Source organism: Bradyrhizobium glycinis (assembly GCF_016031655.1).
Lineage (GTDB): Bacteria > Pseudomonadota > Alphaproteobacteria > Rhizobiales > Xanthobacteraceae > Bradyrhizobium > Bradyrhizobium glycinis.
Map to the genome: position 1 here is coordinate 452,449 of NZ_JACCHQ010000002.1, position 14,541 is coordinate 466,989.

At 65.5% G+C, this 14,541-nt stretch carries 19 protein-coding genes and 1 tRNA gene; 13 read left to right on the top strand and 7 right to left on the bottom strand.

The window, feature by feature from the left end; all coding sequences use genetic code 11:
• Positions 1–2: 2 nt before the first annotated feature.
• From HZZ16_RS37095 to HZZ16_RS37100, 3 genes are all read left to right on the top strand, one after another.
• A complete protein-coding gene (locus tag HZZ16_RS37095) occupies positions 3–449 on the top strand; it encodes a hypothetical protein (protein WP_246509974.1) in 447 nt (148 codons plus the stop codon).
• 79 nt (positions 450–528) lie between these two features.
• Positions 529–855, top strand: a complete 327-nt coding sequence (locus tag HZZ16_RS06470; RefSeq protein ID WP_197947672.1) for a hypothetical protein — start codon at positions 529–531, stop codon at positions 853–855.
• Positions 856–1,161: 306 nt separating this feature from the next.
• Positions 1,162–1,317, top strand: coding sequence for a hypothetical protein (locus tag HZZ16_RS37100; protein ID WP_246509975.1), 156 nt, complete (start codon positions 1,162–1,164; stop codon positions 1,315–1,317).
• Positions 1,318–1,481: 164 nt separating this feature from the next.
• Here HZZ16_RS37100 and HZZ16_RS06480 read toward each other — a convergent pair whose 3' ends face one another.
• Both HZZ16_RS06480 and HZZ16_RS06485 read right to left on the bottom strand, forming a co-directional pair.
• Positions 1,482–2,456, bottom strand: a complete 975-nt coding sequence (locus HZZ16_RS06480) for a tripartite tricarboxylate transporter substrate binding protein (RefSeq protein WP_197947674.1) — start codon at positions 2,454–2,456, stop codon at positions 1,482–1,484.
• 381 nt (positions 2,457–2,837) lie between these two features.
• Positions 2,838–2,914 (bottom strand) — tRNA-Pro (locus tag HZZ16_RS06485).
• Positions 2,915–2,982: 68 nt separating this feature from the next.
• Here HZZ16_RS06485 and HZZ16_RS06490 point away from each other — a divergent pair.
• The 6 genes from HZZ16_RS06490 to HZZ16_RS06515 all read left to right on the top strand — a co-directional run bounded on the left by HZZ16_RS06490 (position 2,983) and on the right by HZZ16_RS06515 (position 8,897).
• Positions 2,983–3,984, top strand: a complete 1,002-nt coding sequence (locus tag HZZ16_RS06490) for an L-threonylcarbamoyladenylate synthase (RefSeq protein ID WP_197947675.1) — start codon at positions 2,983–2,985, stop codon at positions 3,982–3,984.
• Positions 3,981–5,408, top strand: coding sequence for an FAD-binding oxidoreductase (locus HZZ16_RS06495; protein ID WP_197947676.1), 1,428 nt, complete (start codon positions 3,981–3,983; stop codon positions 5,406–5,408). Before HZZ16_RS06490 ends, HZZ16_RS06495 begins: the two co-directional genes overlap by 4 nt.
• The gene (locus tag HZZ16_RS06500) at positions 5,405–5,851 is read left to right on the top strand and encodes a GNAT family acetyltransferase (protein ID WP_197947677.1); all 447 of its coding nucleotides are present in this window, start codon (positions 5,405–5,407) and stop codon (positions 5,849–5,851) included. The genes HZZ16_RS06495 and HZZ16_RS06500 overlap by 4 nt, the downstream gene beginning before the upstream one ends.
• 9 nt (positions 5,852–5,860) lie before the next feature.
• A complete protein-coding gene (locus HZZ16_RS06505) occupies positions 5,861–6,442 on the top strand; it encodes an NUDIX hydrolase (protein WP_197947678.1) in 582 nt (193 codons plus the stop codon).
• Between the two features lie 296 nt (positions 6,443–6,738).
• Complete coding sequence (locus HZZ16_RS06510) at positions 6,739–7,668, top strand: glycine reductase (protein WP_197947679.1); 930 nt, start codon at positions 6,739–6,741, stop codon at positions 7,666–7,668.
• Between the two features lie 35 nt (positions 7,669–7,703).
• Positions 7,704–8,897: a CaiB/BaiF CoA transferase family protein gene (locus HZZ16_RS06515; RefSeq protein WP_197947680.1), complete on the top strand. Its 1,194-nt coding sequence runs from the start codon at positions 7,704–7,706 to the stop codon at positions 8,895–8,897.
• 98 nt (positions 8,898–8,995) lie between these two features.
• Here the strand turns inward: HZZ16_RS06515 and HZZ16_RS06520 are convergent, their stop codons facing one another.
• Positions 8,996–9,760 carry an SOS response-associated peptidase gene (locus HZZ16_RS06520; RefSeq protein ID WP_197947681.1) on the bottom strand — a complete coding sequence of 255 codons (765 nt, stop codon included), beginning with the start codon at positions 9,758–9,760 and terminating at the stop codon, positions 8,996–8,998.
• 63 nt (positions 9,761–9,823) lie between these two features.
• Between HZZ16_RS06520 and HZZ16_RS06525 the strand changes: the two genes are divergently transcribed.
• The 4 genes from HZZ16_RS06525 (at position 9,824) to HZZ16_RS06540 (ending at position 11,716) form a co-directional block, all read left to right on the top strand.
• The gene (locus tag HZZ16_RS06525; protein WP_197947682.1) at positions 9,824–10,333 is read left to right on the top strand and encodes a hypothetical protein; all 510 of its coding nucleotides are present in this window, start codon (positions 9,824–9,826) and stop codon (positions 10,331–10,333) included.
• A 9-nt stretch (positions 10,334–10,342) separates the two neighbouring features.
• A complete protein-coding gene (locus HZZ16_RS06530) occupies positions 10,343–10,777 on the top strand; it encodes an NUDIX hydrolase (RefSeq protein ID WP_197947683.1) in 435 nt (144 codons plus the stop codon).
• A gap of 45 nt (positions 10,778–10,822) precedes the next feature.
• Positions 10,823–11,200 carry a TIGR02301 family protein gene (locus tag HZZ16_RS06535; protein WP_197947684.1) on the top strand — a complete coding sequence of 126 codons (378 nt, stop codon included), beginning with the start codon at positions 10,823–10,825 and terminating at the stop codon, positions 11,198–11,200.
• A 249-nt stretch (positions 11,201–11,449) separates the two neighbouring features.
• Positions 11,450–11,716: a hypothetical protein gene (locus HZZ16_RS06540; protein ID WP_197947685.1), complete on the top strand. Its 267-nt coding sequence runs from the start codon at positions 11,450–11,452 to the stop codon at positions 11,714–11,716.
• A gap of 47 nt (positions 11,717–11,763) precedes the next feature.
• On the opposite strand, the gene HZZ16_RS06545 is transcribed toward HZZ16_RS06540, so the two are convergent.
• The 4 genes from HZZ16_RS06545 to HZZ16_RS06560 form a co-directional block, all read right to left on the bottom strand.
• Positions 11,764–12,084 carry a cupredoxin domain-containing protein gene (locus HZZ16_RS06545; protein WP_197947686.1) on the bottom strand — a complete coding sequence of 107 codons (321 nt, stop codon included), beginning with the start codon at positions 12,082–12,084 and terminating at the stop codon, positions 11,764–11,766.
• Positions 12,085–12,093: 9 nt separating this feature from the next.
• Positions 12,094–12,627 (bottom strand): DUF4142 domain-containing protein, encoded by a 534-nt coding sequence (locus HZZ16_RS06550; protein ID WP_197947687.1) that lies wholly within the window; start codon positions 12,625–12,627, stop codon positions 12,094–12,096.
• Positions 12,628–12,713: 86 nt separating this feature from the next.
• Positions 12,714–13,406 carry an RNA polymerase sigma factor gene (locus HZZ16_RS06555; RefSeq protein WP_197947688.1) on the bottom strand — a complete coding sequence of 231 codons (693 nt, stop codon included), beginning with the start codon at positions 13,404–13,406 and terminating at the stop codon, positions 12,714–12,716.
• Positions 13,407–13,516: 110 nt separating this feature from the next.
• Positions 13,517–14,386, bottom strand: coding sequence for a sulfurtransferase (locus HZZ16_RS06560; protein ID WP_197947689.1), 870 nt, complete (start codon positions 14,384–14,386; stop codon positions 13,517–13,519).
• Positions 14,387–14,541 lie beyond the last annotated feature (155 nt).

A 14,541-nucleotide genomic window follows, 5' to 3' on the forward strand; every position in this document is an offset into this window, starting at 1 on the left:
CGTTGGCATATCATCGCGCCCAGGCCGCCTCGGCCCTCTGCGCGGAGGACACAATCAAATTCCGTGCCTGCGGGTATCATCGTGCGGCGCTGGATGAGCTCCCTAAACAGGAAATCCGTTGCCGATCTGCAACGGTTCCCCACCGTCTGAAGCTGGACAAAACAAACTCCCAATCCGGCCACGAAGCGCTCTCACAACACCGTGAGACTATCAGGGGAACGACAATGCGTGCACAACGCGTTTGGAAAGTGAATGGGGCCACCAGCATCGGGCAGCTTCAATCGAGACTGGACGATCTGAACAAGCGTCTCGGTCAGCTCGAAAGCCAGCATCCGGACAGCTGGAAGCTCGATGAGCTGAGATCCAGCGCGCTCAGCCTGTCGCGGGAGATCGACGACATCCGCTGCGCCGAGGCGACAGCGGCCTTGAGCGAGCTGCTGCGGAAATAGTCGGCCTGCCGATTCGGGCCCTTGGAACCAAGCTCGGCGGCGGCCATTTCCAAAGAATTGGCGCTGTGAGGGATTTCGCATGACGTCCGATCCCGAGGAGCAGGTCAGACTGCAAGGCTACGGCGAGATGACGCTGCGCACCGCCGTCGAGACCTTGATGCTGCTCGCACCGCGCGAGCGGTCCGAGGCCGCGATCTTTCGCGTCCGCGACGGGGTGCGCCTTGCGCAGAGCGAGATCGCCGAGATCGCAACAAGCTGGGGCATCCAGCCCGCGCCAAACGTGCGATCGCCGAAACTGGTGCCGCAGCAGCACTGGCAAGACGTGGTCCGCGGCATGGTGCGTGACGCTCCGCTGCCGTCGCTGATGGTAGCCTTTCTAGTGGGTATGCTGATCGCTCGCAGATGATGATGCGCGCCCGTGACGACGCGCTCACGTGAATGGAATCACCGCGTTCCGGGAAACCCGAGGAAACCCTTTTAGCTCGCGAAATCGCGACCGTTCCGCGCGGAACGTCTCGAAGCAGGAGAGATTGGTCCCCCGTTGAACCCGAACATGGAGACAACCATGACACGTACGAAACTCGTGAGCGTCGCCGCCACTCTGGCCGCGATTTTGCCGCTCGCAACTGCAAGCCCTAGCCTCGCTGCGGGACGGGGTCCCGGCCCGTGCACCCCACCGGCTGGAGAAGCAGTCGGGGCCGCCGGACCCGCCATGAGCGGCGGACAATTGATGGCCGGCATCGGCCAATGCCAGCGCATCGGCGACTGGCACCCCACCAACACCTACGGTTATTGGGGCCCGGGTTACGGCTATGACGGGCCTCGCTGGGGCGCATCAGCCTACGCGCCCTACGACTACGAGGACTAGGGCCCTTCACATGGCAAGATCACAGCGGCGCGGCCGATCACGGCCGCGCCGTTTGCGCTGGAGGGGGCGGCAAACATGAGGCGGCGCGGCCATCGAGGCCTTGATTTGCAGCGGCCCGGAGCATGACGAATAGTCTCAGCAACCGCCTGCCAGAGCAGGATCAATCACTTCTGTTCGCTTGCCCGCATCTGCTCGGCGAAAGGACGCAGGGTCTCGGACATGTCGTCGAGACGTTTCTGCCACTCCGCGCCAGGCATGAAGGCGATCACCGGCTCATCCCCGGGCGAACCCGTCAGGTACTCCGGATGACGCAGGCCCTCGGCGATCCCGGCTTCCAGCTTCTTGACGATGTCGTCTGGAACGCCCTTGGGGACCGCAAAGCCGCGCTCCGCCGTCGTCACGACCGCAAAGCCCACCTCTTCTGCCGTCGGAACGTCGGGCAGCGCTGCAAGGCGCTTCTTCGACAGGATCGCGATGACGCGAAGTGGCCCCTTGTTGGTGCCATGCAACTCGGGAATCTCGCTGACAGTGACCATCCCGACGTCCAGATGCCCGCCCAAAAGATCGGTGCGCTGTGCCGCCGTTCCTCTGTAGGAGATTTCGTTGGGCTCGACCTTCGCGACGGCCGCGAGCATGCGAATGGCCAGATGACCGTTCGTGCCGGCGCCGTTGTGACCGAAGCTCACCGACCCCGGCTTGCTGCGAAGCGCGGCAACGACAGCCGGCAGATCCTCGAATCTGCTGTTCGCGGGCACCACGATCACGTTCGGATCTTCGACGACCCGTGCGACCAGCCGAATCTCGTCTGTGGTGTATTGGGTCTTGCGGGTCATCGGCAGGAAATTGTAGCCCGGCACGTTGACGACACCAATCGAATAGGCGTCAGGCACCGCGCGCGCGATCGAGGCAAACGCGATCTCTCCACCGGCGCCAGGCTTGTTCAGAACGACAAATTTCGCCTTGCCGCCGATCGCGCGCTCGACAAAGGGCAGCAGCTTACGCGCCATGACATCGGTGCCGCCACCGGGCGCAAAGCCGACCACGACTTCGATGGGCTTGTCGTCCCGCCACGCTCCCCAAGCCGACCCGCAGGCGGCGAAGCCAAAAGCTGCGACGAGCGCGAGGATTTTCTTGTTCATGATTTCCAGCCCTGTTTATTGGCCGATCGCGCTCTCGAACGCGCGATCGACTGTGCGTTCATCTAGCCATCGGCCTGACTGGACAGCAACCGGTTCTCCGGAGTGCAGCTATGCAGTGGGCCTCGGCGGCTCGTGAGGTCATTGCGGTCGCATCGAGGGGACGGCGCTTCGAATTCCGTTTGAGCGGCGCGGCGTCCTCTGACCTATCTCGCAGCGCTAACCCCTCGCGGCCGACCCAAGACAAGCCATGCCGCCGCAACAGGCCGCCCTGCTCGGACCAAATCCACCGTGGACCCGGTCCCGAAATCGTTGCAAAAAGGCGTCCTGAGGCACCGGCGGCCGGTCCGCCAAGCCTCTGGAAAACGTCGATTTTTGGAAGAATGGTCGGAGTGGCAGGATTCGAACCTGCGACCCCTGCGTCCCGAACGCAGTGCTCTACCGGGCTGAGCCACACTCCGACAAGAAGGCGGCTTATAGCGTCGGGTTTGACGCACTGCAAGCGGCCGAGCTGAGGAATTTTGCCCTAGTGAAAACGGGTCTCGAGACGCTGATTTTGCCGGCCGGCGCGGCCGGCGCGGAAGTCGCCGCCCGAACGCTGGCGGCCGGCGGGCTGGTCGCGTTTCCGACCGAGACGGTCTACGGGCTCGGGGCGGATGCTGCCAATGCCGCCGCGATCGCCCATCTCTACGCCGCCAAAGGCCGGCCGGCGTTCAATCCGCTGATCGCGCATGTCGCGGACCTCAAGGCCGCGCGGCGGATCGGGCGGTTCGATGCGCGCGCGCTGGCGCTCGCGGACGCGTTCTGGCCGGGGCCGCTGACGCTGGTGGTACCGAAGACCGCGGACTGCCCAGTGGCGGATCTCGCCACGGCCGGCCTCGACACGGTGGCGATCCGCATCCCTGCCCACGCGATCGCGCAGGCGATCCTGCGCGCCTTCGGCGGCGCCGTGGTGGCGCCGTCGGCCAACATCTCCGGCCACGTCTCTCCGACGCTGGCCGCCCATGTCGAGAGCGACCTTGCCGGGCGCATCGACCTGATCATCGACGGCGGGCCTGTTACGGTCGGCGTGGAATCCACGATTCTCGGCTGCTTCGACGCGCCGATGCTGCTTCGTCCCGGCGGGCTTTCACGCGAGCGGATCGAGGCGGTGCTGGGCGCGCCGTTGGCGCGGCCGCCGGTGGAGGCTGGCAGCGACGACAGCCAGCCGCTGGCCCCGGGCATGCTGGCCTCGCACTACGCGCCGCGCGCCCATGTGCGGCTCAACGCACGTGAGGTCGCGCCGGGCGAGGCACTGCTGGCGTTTGGACCCTCGCGCCTGCCGGGCCTTGACGCCGCATCGGCCGTGATGAATTTGTCGCCCGCCGCCGATCTCGATGAAGCCGCCGCCAATCTGTTCGGCTATCTTCGCAGCCTCGATGCGAAAGGGCCGCGGGCGATTGCGGTGATGCCGATTCCCGAAGATGGTCTGGGCGAGGCGATCAACGACCGGCTGCGCCGCGCCGCGGTGAAGCAAGAGACGAGGACATGAACATCGACAAGCCTGCCATCCCGCCGCTTGCGCCCGAATTGATCGAGCAATTCCGCAAGATCGTCGGCGACCGCCACGCGATCACTGACCCCAGCGATATCGAGCCTTACGTCACAGAGGAACGCAATTTGTTCCACGGCCGCTCGCCGCTGGTGCTGCGCCCGGGCTCAACCGCGGAGGTCTCCGCGATCTGCAAGCTCGCCTCCGCACACAACATCGCGCTGGTGCCGCAGGGCGGCAACACCGGGCTCGTCGGCGGCCAGACGCCGCACAACGGCGAGGTGGTGGTGTCGCTGCGCCGGCTCGACAAGATCCGCGAGATCGACACCGCCTCCAACACCATGACGTGTGAGGCCGGCGTGGTGCTGCAGATCGCGCAAGCCAAGGCCTCCGAGGTCGACCGGCTGTTTCCGCTGTCGCTCGGCGCCGAAGGCAGCTGCACCATCGGTGGCAATCTCTCGACCAATGCCGGCGGCACCGCGGCGCTCGCCTATGGCGTCGCTCGCGAGATGGCGCTGGGACTGGAGGTGGTGCTCGCCGACGGGCGCGTGCTGAACGCGCTGTCGAAGCTGAAGAAGGACAACACCGGCTACAATCTGCACAACCTCTTCATCGGCGCCGAAGGCACGCTCGGCATCATCACCGCGGCGACGTTGAAATTGTTTCCGAAACCGCGGGCGATCGAAACCGCCTTCGTCGGGCTGAAATCGCCGGCGGCAGCGCTCAAGCTGCTCACCATCGCGCAAGTCGAAGCCGCCAATGCGCTGACGAGTTTCGAGCTGCTGTCGGAGCTGGCGGTGGATTTCTCCGTCCGCCACGGCATCGACGTGCGCGATCCGCTCGCCGAGAAGCATCCCTGGTACGTGCTGATGGAATTGTCATCGCCGAGCGAGGATGCCCGCACGCCGCTGGAGGCGATCCTCACCCGCGCCATGGAGGAGGAGATCGTCGACGACGCCGTGATCGCGGCGAGCCTCGCCCAGCGGGCTGCGTTCTGGAAGTTGCGCGACGAGATGTCGGCGGCGCAAAAGCCGGAAGGCGGCTCGATCAAGCACGACATCTCCGTCCCGGTTGCGGCCGTGCCCGACTTCATCGCCGAGGCCGATGCCGCCGTTGTGAAACTGATCCCCGGCGCGCGGCCGGTGCCGTTCGGCCATCTCGGCGATGGCAATCTGCACTACAATGTCAGCCAGCCGATCGGTGCCGACACCGCCGATTTCCTCGCGCGGTGGCATGACGTGAACGCGGTGGTGTTCGAGATCGTGCTGCGGATGGGCGGCTCGATCTCGGCCGAGCACGGCATCGGCGTGCTCAAACGCGACGAGCTGCCCGAGGTGAAGGACAAGACCGCGATCGAGCTGATGCGCTCCATCAAGGCGATGCTCGATCCGCTCGGCATCATGAATCCGGGGAAGGTGCTGTGAACGCTTCCCTTGCGATCGAGGCGATCGCCGATGCCGATGTCGAGGGCGTCGTCGCGCTGTGGCAGCGCTGCGGCCTGACGCGACCCTGGAACGATCCGCATGCCGACATCGCGCTGGCGCGGCGGCGCGACAATTCCACCGTGCTGGTCGGCCGCGACAACGGCGCGATCGTCGCCACCGTGATGGTCCGCCATGACGGCCATCGCGGCTGGGTCTATTACGTCGCCGTCGATCCCAGCTGTCAGAAGCGCGGCTATGGCCGCATCATCATGGCAGCGGCCGAGGACTGGCTGCGAAACACCGGGATTTCGAAGCTGCAGCTCCTGGTCCGCCGCGAGAACGCGCAGGCCAATGCGTTCTACGGCTCGCTCGGCTTCGAGCTCTCGACATCCGTGATGTTCCAGAAGTGGCTCGACGGCCGCGCGACCACGCCAAGCAATTGAGATCCAGCCATGACCATTTCCGATCGCGTCCGCATCAAGGACGTCCGCGTGCTCTCGGACGGCTGGACCACGCTCAAGACCACGACCTTCGAATACCGGCGCGCCAATGGCGAGTGGCAGACCCAGCATCGCGAGACCTATGAGCGTGACAACGCCGCCGCCGTGCTGCCGTATAATCTCGCGCGGCGGACCGTGATCCTGGTGCGCCAGTTCCGCCTGCCGGCCTACATCCGCGGTTACGACGACCTCTTGATCGAGGCCGCCGCCGGCGTGCTCGACAACGCCGAGCCCGAGGAGCGTATCCGGGCCGAGGCCGAGGAAGAGACCGGCTATCGCCTGCACCACGTCCACAAGGTGTTCGAGGCCTTCATGAGCCCCGGCGCCATCACCGAGAAGCTGCATTTCTTCGTCGCCGAATACGAGCCCGAGATGCGGGTGAGCGACGGCGGCGGCCTCGAACACGAGGGCGAGGACATTGAGGTGCTGGAGCTCTCCATCGACGAGGCCCTGGCGATGATCACTGACGGCCGCATCATCGACGCCAAGGCGATCATGCTGCTGCAGTATGTGGCGCTGCACGTGTTCAGGTAGGCGATGCTCTTCACCCTCCCCTGGAGGGCCCTGGAGGGGGAGGGTCGATCGCGCGCAGCGCGAGCGGGGTGGGGTGATCTCTCCACTCGGGCAGTTCTCTTCGCGGAGAGACCGTCACCCCACCCCGCTCGCGCATGCCGCTTCGCTCTATGCGCAGCGACCCTCCCCCTCCAGGGGAGGGTAAGAGATGCCGCGTCATCCTCGTCTGCAATTCTGTCCTGCGTGTCCCCTCCCCCGGTTGAGCAACCGCAAAACTAGCTCTAGTCTGGCGCCAACCAAGAACCAGGAGACGCGCTATGTCTGCTCCGCGCGACGACGAATTCGGCTTTGCGCCCGACTACGACTCCCCCGTCCCCTACATGCAGCGCACCCGGGATTATTACGCGGCGATCGGCTACACCACGCCGTACCGCTGGGCGCATTACACCGCGGCGCCGTTCCAGCCGCTGAAGAAGCCGCTTTCGCAATCCCGTGTCACCATCATCACCACCGCGGCGCCTTACGATCCGGCCAAGGGCGACCAGGGGCCGGGCGCGGCGTATAATGGCGGCGCGAAGTTCTATCAGGTCTATGACGGCGACACGTCGAAAGAGCACGATCTGCGCATCTCGCACATCGGTTACGACCGCAAGCACACCTCGGCCACCGACAGCGGCACCTGGTTTCCGCTGCCGCAGCTGTTGAAGGCCTCCGCTGCGGGGCGCATCGGCGAAGTCGCGCCGCGCTTCTTCGGCGCGCCGACCAATCGCAGCCATCGTGTCACGCTCGACACCGACGCGCCGGAGATCCTCGCACGCTGCCTCGCGGACAAGGTGGACGTCGCGGTGCTGGTGCCGAACTGCCCGGTCTGCCACCAGACCACGGCTCTGGTGGCGCGGCATCTGGAGCGCAACGGCATTGCCACCGTCATCATGGGCTGCGCCAAGGACATCGTCGAGCACGCCGCCGTGCCGCGCTTCCTGTTCAGCGACTTCCCGCTCGGCAATTCCGCCGGCAAGCCGCACGACATCGCCTCGCAGGCCCAGACGCTCGAGCTCGCGCTCCGGCTGCTGGAGACGGCGAGCGGTCCGCAGACCACGGTGCAGTCGCCGCTGCGCTGGAGCGACGACGCCTCCTGGAAGCTCGACTACAACAACGTCGCGCAGCTTAGCCCCGAAGAGCTGGCGCGGCGCCGTGCCGAGTTCGACAAGCAGAAGGAGATCGCGCGCGGCAATCGCGCCGCTTGACGTCCTCCAACAACAATAAGCCGAGGGAGAGCGAGGTGACGCGACCGTTCGAGGGCGTAAAGATCCTGGATTTCACGCAAGTGCTGGCCGGCCCCTATGCGAGCTACCAGCTCGCGCTGCTCGGCGCCGACGTCATCAAGGTCGAGCGGCGCGAGGGCGAGGACATGCGCCGCACGCCGCTCAGCCGCGAATGGGCCGAGCGCGGGCTGGCGCCGGCATTCCAAGCCATCAACGGCAACAAGCGCAGCCTGACGCTCGATCTGCAGAAGCCAGAGGCGATCGCGATCGTGAAGAAGCTTGCGGCGCAGGTCGACGTGGTCATGGAGAATTTCCGCCCCGGTGTGATGGACAAGCTCGGCATCGGCTATGAGGCGCTGTCCGCCATCAACCCGAAGCTGATCTATTGTGCGGTGTCGGGATTCGGCCAGACCGGCCCGGACCGCCTGCGGCCCGGCTATGACGGCAAGATGCAGGCGCTGTCTGGCATCATGGCGATCACCGGCCACCCCGAGACGGGGCCGACGCGCGCAGGCTTTGCGGTGTGCGACGTGCTCTCCGGCGCCACGGCTGCCTTTGGTGTCTCGAGCGCGCTGTATCAACGCGACCGCACCGGCAAGGGGCAGCTGATCGATGTCTCCATGCTGGAAGCGACGCTGGCGTTTCTCTCCGGCCAGATCGCGGACTGGTCGGTGGCCGGCCATCGGCAAACACTCTCGGGCAATCAGGCAGTGAGCCGCCGGACCACGGCCAATTTGTTCAAGTGCGGCGACGGCCACATCCTGCTCGCCGTCAACAACGAGAAGCAGTACCGCGCATTGATGGCTGCGCTCGGCCGCGAGGATACGCTGTCAGATCCGCGCTTTGCGGACTGGTTCGCCCGCAACGAGAACGAGCCGGCGCTCCGCGCCATCATCGAGGAAGCGCTGGCGAAACGGCCGGCACGCGAATGGGAGACAATTCTGGAGGACGCCGGCGCGCCCTGCGCCAGCATCTGGAAGGTCGAGGAAGTGATCGACCATCCGCAAATCAAGGCGCGTGGCGCAATCCAGGAGCTGGACACGGAATACGGCCGCCTGCGCTTTGCCGGCAGCGGCTTCAAGCTCGCCCATGGCAGCGGCAGGCTCGATCGCATGGCGCCGGAGCTGGGCGCGGATACGGACGCGGTGCTGGGCGAGCTGGGATTCGATGCGGCGGAGATCGCGCGGTTGAGGGCGGGCGAGGTCGTGTAGGGTGGGCAAAGGCGCGACGCGCCGTGCCCACCATCTCACGGCTTGCTCGGTGCACGATGGTGGGCACGCCTCGCTTTGCCCACCCTACGGCATCGCGCCTAGAACAACGACCCCTGCCCGTCATCGGCCGGGCTCGCGGCAACCTTCCGCATCGCCTTCTTCGGCTTCGCGGCCTCGGCCTCCGCCTCGATCTCCTCCGCGCTGATCGGCAACACGAGCTGTTCGTCGTCATTGGCGACGCGGTTGACGCGGGTGGAAACCGGATGCCAGGCGAATTCGCCGACGCGCGGGGGCCTCATCAGCGGCAGGATCGCATCGACCTCGTCGCCTTTGATGTCGAGCCAGCGCTCGAAGTCGCGCGCGCTGATGGTGACGGGCACGCGGTCATGTAGCGCGGCGAGATCCTCGCCCGCCGCGGCGGTGACGATCGCGACCGTGTCGAGCTCCTCGCCGTTGGGCCCGACCCAGGTCTCGAACACAGCGGCAAAGCCGAGCGGCTCACCGTCGGCGCGGTGGATGAAAAAGGGCTGCTTGCGGCCGGCTTCCGTCTTCCACTCGTAATAGCCGTCGGCCGGGATCAGACCGCGCCGCCGGCGAATCGCGTTCTTGAAGGCGGGTTTCTCCAGCACCGTCTCGGAGCGGGCGTTGACCAGGAGCGTGAACCCGCGGGGATCCTTGACCCAGCCGGGCAGCAGGCCCCAGCGCATCAGACGGAAATGGCGCGCGCCGTTCTCGACCAGCACCACCGGAATCGGTTGCGTCGGAGCGACATTGTACCGGGGCGGGAAATTCGGCTGTTCGACATAGCCGAATAGTTGCCGCAGAGCCGCGGGGGCCGAAGTTATGACGAAGCGTCCACACATCCTTGGAGGCCTATATAGGGTCCGTTCAGGTCCTTTTAACCCCGAACGTTAACACTGCGGCAGATGAGCTCAACGGCCTCCCAACCCGCGCAGACGCATGTACAGACGGGCCCCGAGGCGGCCGCCTGGGCCGAACGGCTGCGCGTGGCCAACATCAACCCGCGGACCGGGCTTGCCACCGACTATCTCAACCATTTCAATGAAGCCGTGATGCTGCTCGAAATGGTGCCGGATATGCCGGAATGCGCCGAAGACTTCCTGACCTGGACGCCGCTGTCCTATGCTGAGCATTTCACGGCGTCGAATTTCAAGGCGCGGGATCTCGCCATCGAGGCCTATGAGAAGGCCGATCCCAATGTGCGTGCCCAGTTCGACCACTTGACGGATACCATGACCTCGATCCTGACCGCGGTCGGTTCGGCCATGCGCGAGGTCGAGAAGGACTCGACGCGCGTCCGGCTCGCCGAGCAGGCCACGCTCTGGGTCAAGCCACTGATCGCAGCCTGCGGCGGCATCATCAATGGCGGGGCGGAAGCCGACGTCGACACCATCATGGCGAACTCATCGGGATAGGTGACGCGATTGGCCGCAATCGTCCACCCTGCCCACCCCCAGCTTGCGGTCAGCGCGGCGATCTTCCGCGACGGCAAGGTGCTGCTGGTCCGACGCGCCCGCTCGCCGGCCAAGGGCTTCTATTCGCTGCCGGGCGGCCGGGTCGAGTTCGGCGAATCTCTGCATCAGGCCCTGAGCCGCGAGGTCGACGAGGAAACCGGCCTTCGGATCGAGATCATTGGCCTCGCCGGCTGGCGCGAGGTGCTGCCGGCCGCGGCCGGTGCCGGCCATTACCTGATCATGTCCTTTGCCGCGCGGTGGACGGCCCGCGAGCCGGCGCTGAACGACGAGCTCGATGATTACCGCTGGATCGACCCTAGCGCCTTGGCAAGCCTCGGCGACCTCAAGCTGACCGGGGGGCTGGAGGAGGTCATCCTGTCCGCTCACCGGCTGCTCGGGGCCTGACGGCCCGCCTTGCGCCAGCCGTCCCGAGGGGGCATACAGCGGCCGATGTCGACGCGATTTCTGGCCATTTTCGCCCTGATTCTCGCCTGCGCCTCCGTCCCTACGAGGGCCCAGGACGTGGCGGCGCCGTTTGACGGCGAACTGCAGCGGCTGGCCGAGATCCTCGGGGGGCTGCACTATCTGCGCGGCATCTGCGGGGCCAACGAGGGCAACAAATGGCGCAACGAGATGCAGGCGCTGATCGATGCCGAGACTCCCTCCGGCGAGCGCCGCACCCGCATGATCGCCGGCTTCAACCGCGGCTATAACGGTTTTCAGCAGACCTATCGCAGCTGCACGCCGGCCGCGATGGTGGCGATCCGCCGCTACATCGAGGAAGGCTCGAAGATCTCGCGCGATCTCACGGCGCGCTACGCGAACTGATTCTCTCGTCATTCCGGGGCGCAACAAAGTCGCGAACCCGGAATCCATTCATCCACCGTCTCAGCGGCCTGATGGATTCCGGGTTCGCGCTGCGCGCGCCCCGGAATGACAAGAGGCTGGAACCCTGTCATCGACTTTGTTCACAGCCGTTAACCGTTCTTAAAGATGTGGCCTAGCGGGCGTTAACGCCCGTGCTACACCTCTCGCACAGCGCATCGCCGTGGATCGCGCCCAGCCTGACCGAGTTTCATGAGCCAGCCGATTTCCTTCGCCCCCGCCCGCGCGCCGCTGCCCGATCACGAGCAGAAACAGGCCGCGCTGAGCTATCTCAACGAGGCCTGGGCCGAGGCGCGTCATGACGGCGTCGACGGCGACTGCCTGGCGCAGGCGAGCCTGTTCGCCGCCCTCGCCGAGCTCGTCGGGACCTACGGCGAGGACGCGGTGGCCAAGTTCGTCGAGGGCTTCCCCGGCCGCATCCGCAACGGCGAATTTTCGGTCGGCATCTCCCGGCAGTAAGCCGCGGGAGATGTTCCCGACAGAGCCGGGAACGCGCCCCTCCTGGGTCACGGCTCGATCTTGAGCGTCGCTTTCATGTTGGGATGATAGCGGCAGTAATACTCGATCGTTCCGGCCTTCTTCAGAACCGATGTCGCCGATTTCTTTGGCGGCAGCATCACGTCGAAATCCCCGTTCCTGGCCGTGGCGGTGTGGGCGAAGAAGTCCCTGTTGACCCAGGTGATAGTATCGCCGATCTTCGCCGATACCTCAGGGGGAGCAATCACGAGATTGTCCATCGTGATCTCGATCGTCGCGGCGCGTGCCGGGACGACCATCGACAGAAGCACGGCCGCAAGCGCGATCGAAGCGAGGCGTCCCGGCATCATGCGACGCTCCTATTTCAGCTCGGCCGCAACGTGCTCGGCGTGCTGCTGATGACCCTGGAAGATCTTCAGCCCGGTCTGCAGCAGGCTCTTTAGCTCGGCATTGCTCGCAGACGGGATCAACTGCGTCTCCAACGCGCCATTGACCGCCTTGTGGTAGGCGACCTCGTTGGCGACGTAAGCCTTGTCGAACGCCGCGCCATCGAGCTTGTCGAGCTCGGCCATCTTGTCGGCCGCCTGCTTCGACAGCGCCTTGCTGGTCTCGTTGTCCTCCGGCGTGACGTTCAGCTTCTTGACGAGCGCGAGGGCCTGTTTGTTGACCGCCTCGTGGTCGCGCAGCATGTCCTTAGCGAATGCCTTGACGTCCTTGCTCTTGGCCTTCTTCTGCGCCTGCTTGGCAGCGTTGATGTCGATCACGCCCGCGGTGTAGGCGATATGCGCGATCTGGGGATCGGTGGGCTTGTCGGCTGCGCTGGCGCCTTGCAGCAATACGGGACTCGACAACATCATCGCTGCGGCGGCCGCCGCGCTCCATCGGATCAACATGGCATGACACTCCTGTGGGCCGGAAACGTTCCGGACTGTTGCTTGCACAGGTTGGATGCCAATTCCGCGCGAACGTTCCCGAAAAATTACGCCCCGATGCCAAGGCGCCTGAGCACGGCCTCCGTCAGGCGCTCGCAACGCTCACCTGCGAACGGAAACGCATCCATCACGACCGGACCGATCTTCTTCTCGACGTTCTCGCGCAGCATGGTGCGCGCGCGGTGCAACCGCGTCTTCACGGTCTCGGGCTTGATGCCGAGCAGCCCGGCGGTCTCCTCCACGCTCATCCCCTCCATCACCCGCGCGATGAAGACCATGCGGAAGGTCTCGGGCAGTTCGTCGACCGCGCGTTCGACGACACGCTGGATCTCGCGTTGGGCCATGGACTTTTCCGGATCAGTTGCGGCGGACGAAAGCGGAAACTGGATGATTTGTGCTTCGAGCGTTGCCTCCGGCACCGATCCCAGCTCGACCTGCGGCGTCCGGCCGCGTGCGCGTCCGAGCGCTTCGTTGATGGCAATGCGCGACAGCCACGTCGACAGCGCCGACTCGCCGAGAAAGCCGTCAAGGTGGGTGAAAGCGCGGACATAGGTTTCCTGCACCACGTCCTCCGCGTCGCTGTCGCTGCGCAGGATGCCGCGGGCAAGCCTGAAGAGCCGGCGGTTATTGGCCTGCATGATCTCGCGCAAAGCGGCCTCGTCGCGGCGCCGCGCGCGGTCCACCAGTGCGGCTTCCAACGTCCTGGCGCCGGCGGTCAGGCCGGCTGCGGTCCCTGGCATGGCGGGCATCCTGTCTCCATTGGTTCCGGACATTGGATGCAGGCGCAGGGGAAAGGTTCCCAATTTTCTTACCCAGGATCTTACCCTTTCCGGTGGGTAACGACCGCCTCCTAATCCGTCTCGATCGGCAGCGAGGGATCTCTCGCCCATTCGCCCATTGAGGCGTCGTAGAGCGCCAGCTTGTCGTAGCCGAGCTGGGTCAGCAGCAAGAGGTCGATCGTCGCCGAGATGCCGCCGCCGCAGTAGAGAATCACTTCCTTGTCGCGCGTGACGCCCTGGGCGGCGAACTTCGCTTCTGCATCCGCAAGATTCGTCAGCGTCTTGTCGGCATTGACGAGCGTGGCTGCAGGAACGTTGACGCTGCCGGGAACGCGGCCCGGCCGGCCATAGCGGCTCGGCTCGAGGCCGCGATGAAACTGCGGACCGAGCGCGTTGACGATGACGGTTGCGGAATCGCCGATCTTGGCCAGCACGGCTTCCTTGTCGACGAAACAGCCTGGGCGCGGCGCCGCCTTGAAGGTCGTGGCCGGATAGGCCTTGGGTGCGCCTGTCTCGATTGGCCGCCCCTCCTGCTGCCATTTGTCGAAGCCGCCGTCGAGCACGTGGGCATCGACGCCGAGCGCGCGCAGCATCCACCAGAACCGCGTCGCCCACATCATGGTGCCGATGCTGTAGAGCACGATTGTTTTGCCCGCATCGAGGCCGTGGCGGCCGAACGCGACCTCCAGCTGAGCGACATCGGGCATCATGAAGAAGTGTTGCGACGAAGTGTCCGAGAACTCGCCTTGCAGGTCGAGGAAATCGGCGCCGGGGATGTGGCCGGCCGCAAACGTCTTGTCGCCGGGCACCGCGCGATAGGGCACGGCGCTGCCTGGCGGCACCGGCTCGTTGTAGGTCGTGCAGTCGTAAAGCCGGAGATTGGGATCGCCAATCATGGCGGCGAGTTGCTCGGTGGCGATGAGGGGTGATGGCTGGGACATCGGACTACGCTCCCGTTCGAGAGGAAATGTAGCTCTCTCCTCTCGTCATTGCGAGCGCAGCGAAGCAATCCAGAGTCTTTCCACGGAGGGACTCTGGATTGCTTCGTCGCAAGAGCTCCTCGCAATGACGGGGGACGGTGCGTTCGTCCCCCGAC

What these genes read in the sequence shown, in the direction of transcription:
- HZZ16_RS06470 (WP_197947672.1), top strand. Translation starts at nt 529, where the DNA reads ATGACGTCCGATCCCGAGGAGCAGGTCAGACTGCAAGGCTACGGCGAG.
- HZZ16_RS37100 (WP_246509975.1), top strand. Translation starts at nt 1,162, where the DNA reads ATGAGCGGCGGACAATTGATGGCCGGCATCGGCCAATGCCAGCGCATC.
- HZZ16_RS06480 (WP_197947674.1), bottom strand. Translation starts at nt 2,456, where the DNA reads ATGAACAAGAAAATCCTCGCGCTCGTCGCAGCTTTTGGCTTCGCCGCC.
- HZZ16_RS06495 (WP_197947676.1), top strand. Translation starts at nt 3,981, where the DNA reads ATGAACATCGACAAGCCTGCCATCCCGCCGCTTGCGCCCGAATTGATC.
- HZZ16_RS06505 (WP_197947678.1), top strand. Translation starts at nt 5,861, where the DNA reads ATGACCATTTCCGATCGCGTCCGCATCAAGGACGTCCGCGTGCTCTCG.
- HZZ16_RS06510 (WP_197947679.1), top strand. Translation starts at nt 6,739, where the DNA reads ATGTCTGCTCCGCGCGACGACGAATTCGGCTTTGCGCCCGACTACGAC.
- HZZ16_RS06520 (WP_197947681.1), bottom strand. Translation starts at nt 9,760, where the DNA reads ATGTGTGGACGCTTCGTCATAACTTCGGCCCCCGCGGCTCTGCGGCAA.
- HZZ16_RS06525 (WP_197947682.1), top strand. Translation starts at nt 9,824, where the DNA reads ATGAGCTCAACGGCCTCCCAACCCGCGCAGACGCATGTACAGACGGGC.
- HZZ16_RS06535 (WP_197947684.1), top strand. Translation starts at nt 10,823, where the DNA reads ATGTCGACGCGATTTCTGGCCATTTTCGCCCTGATTCTCGCCTGCGCC.
- HZZ16_RS06540 (WP_197947685.1), top strand. Translation starts at nt 11,450, where the DNA reads ATGAGCCAGCCGATTTCCTTCGCCCCCGCCCGCGCGCCGCTGCCCGAT.
- HZZ16_RS06545 (WP_197947686.1), bottom strand. Translation starts at nt 12,084, where the DNA reads ATGATGCCGGGACGCCTCGCTTCGATCGCGCTTGCGGCCGTGCTTCTG.
- HZZ16_RS06550 (WP_197947687.1), bottom strand. Translation starts at nt 12,627, where the DNA reads ATGTTGATCCGATGGAGCGCGGCGGCCGCCGCAGCGATGATGTTGTCG.
- HZZ16_RS06555 (WP_197947688.1), bottom strand. Translation starts at nt 13,406, where the DNA reads ATGCCAGGGACCGCAGCCGGCCTGACCGCCGGCGCCAGGACGTTGGAA.
- HZZ16_RS06560 (WP_197947689.1), bottom strand. Translation starts at nt 14,386, where the DNA reads ATGTCCCAGCCATCACCCCTCATCGCCACCGAGCAACTCGCCGCCATG.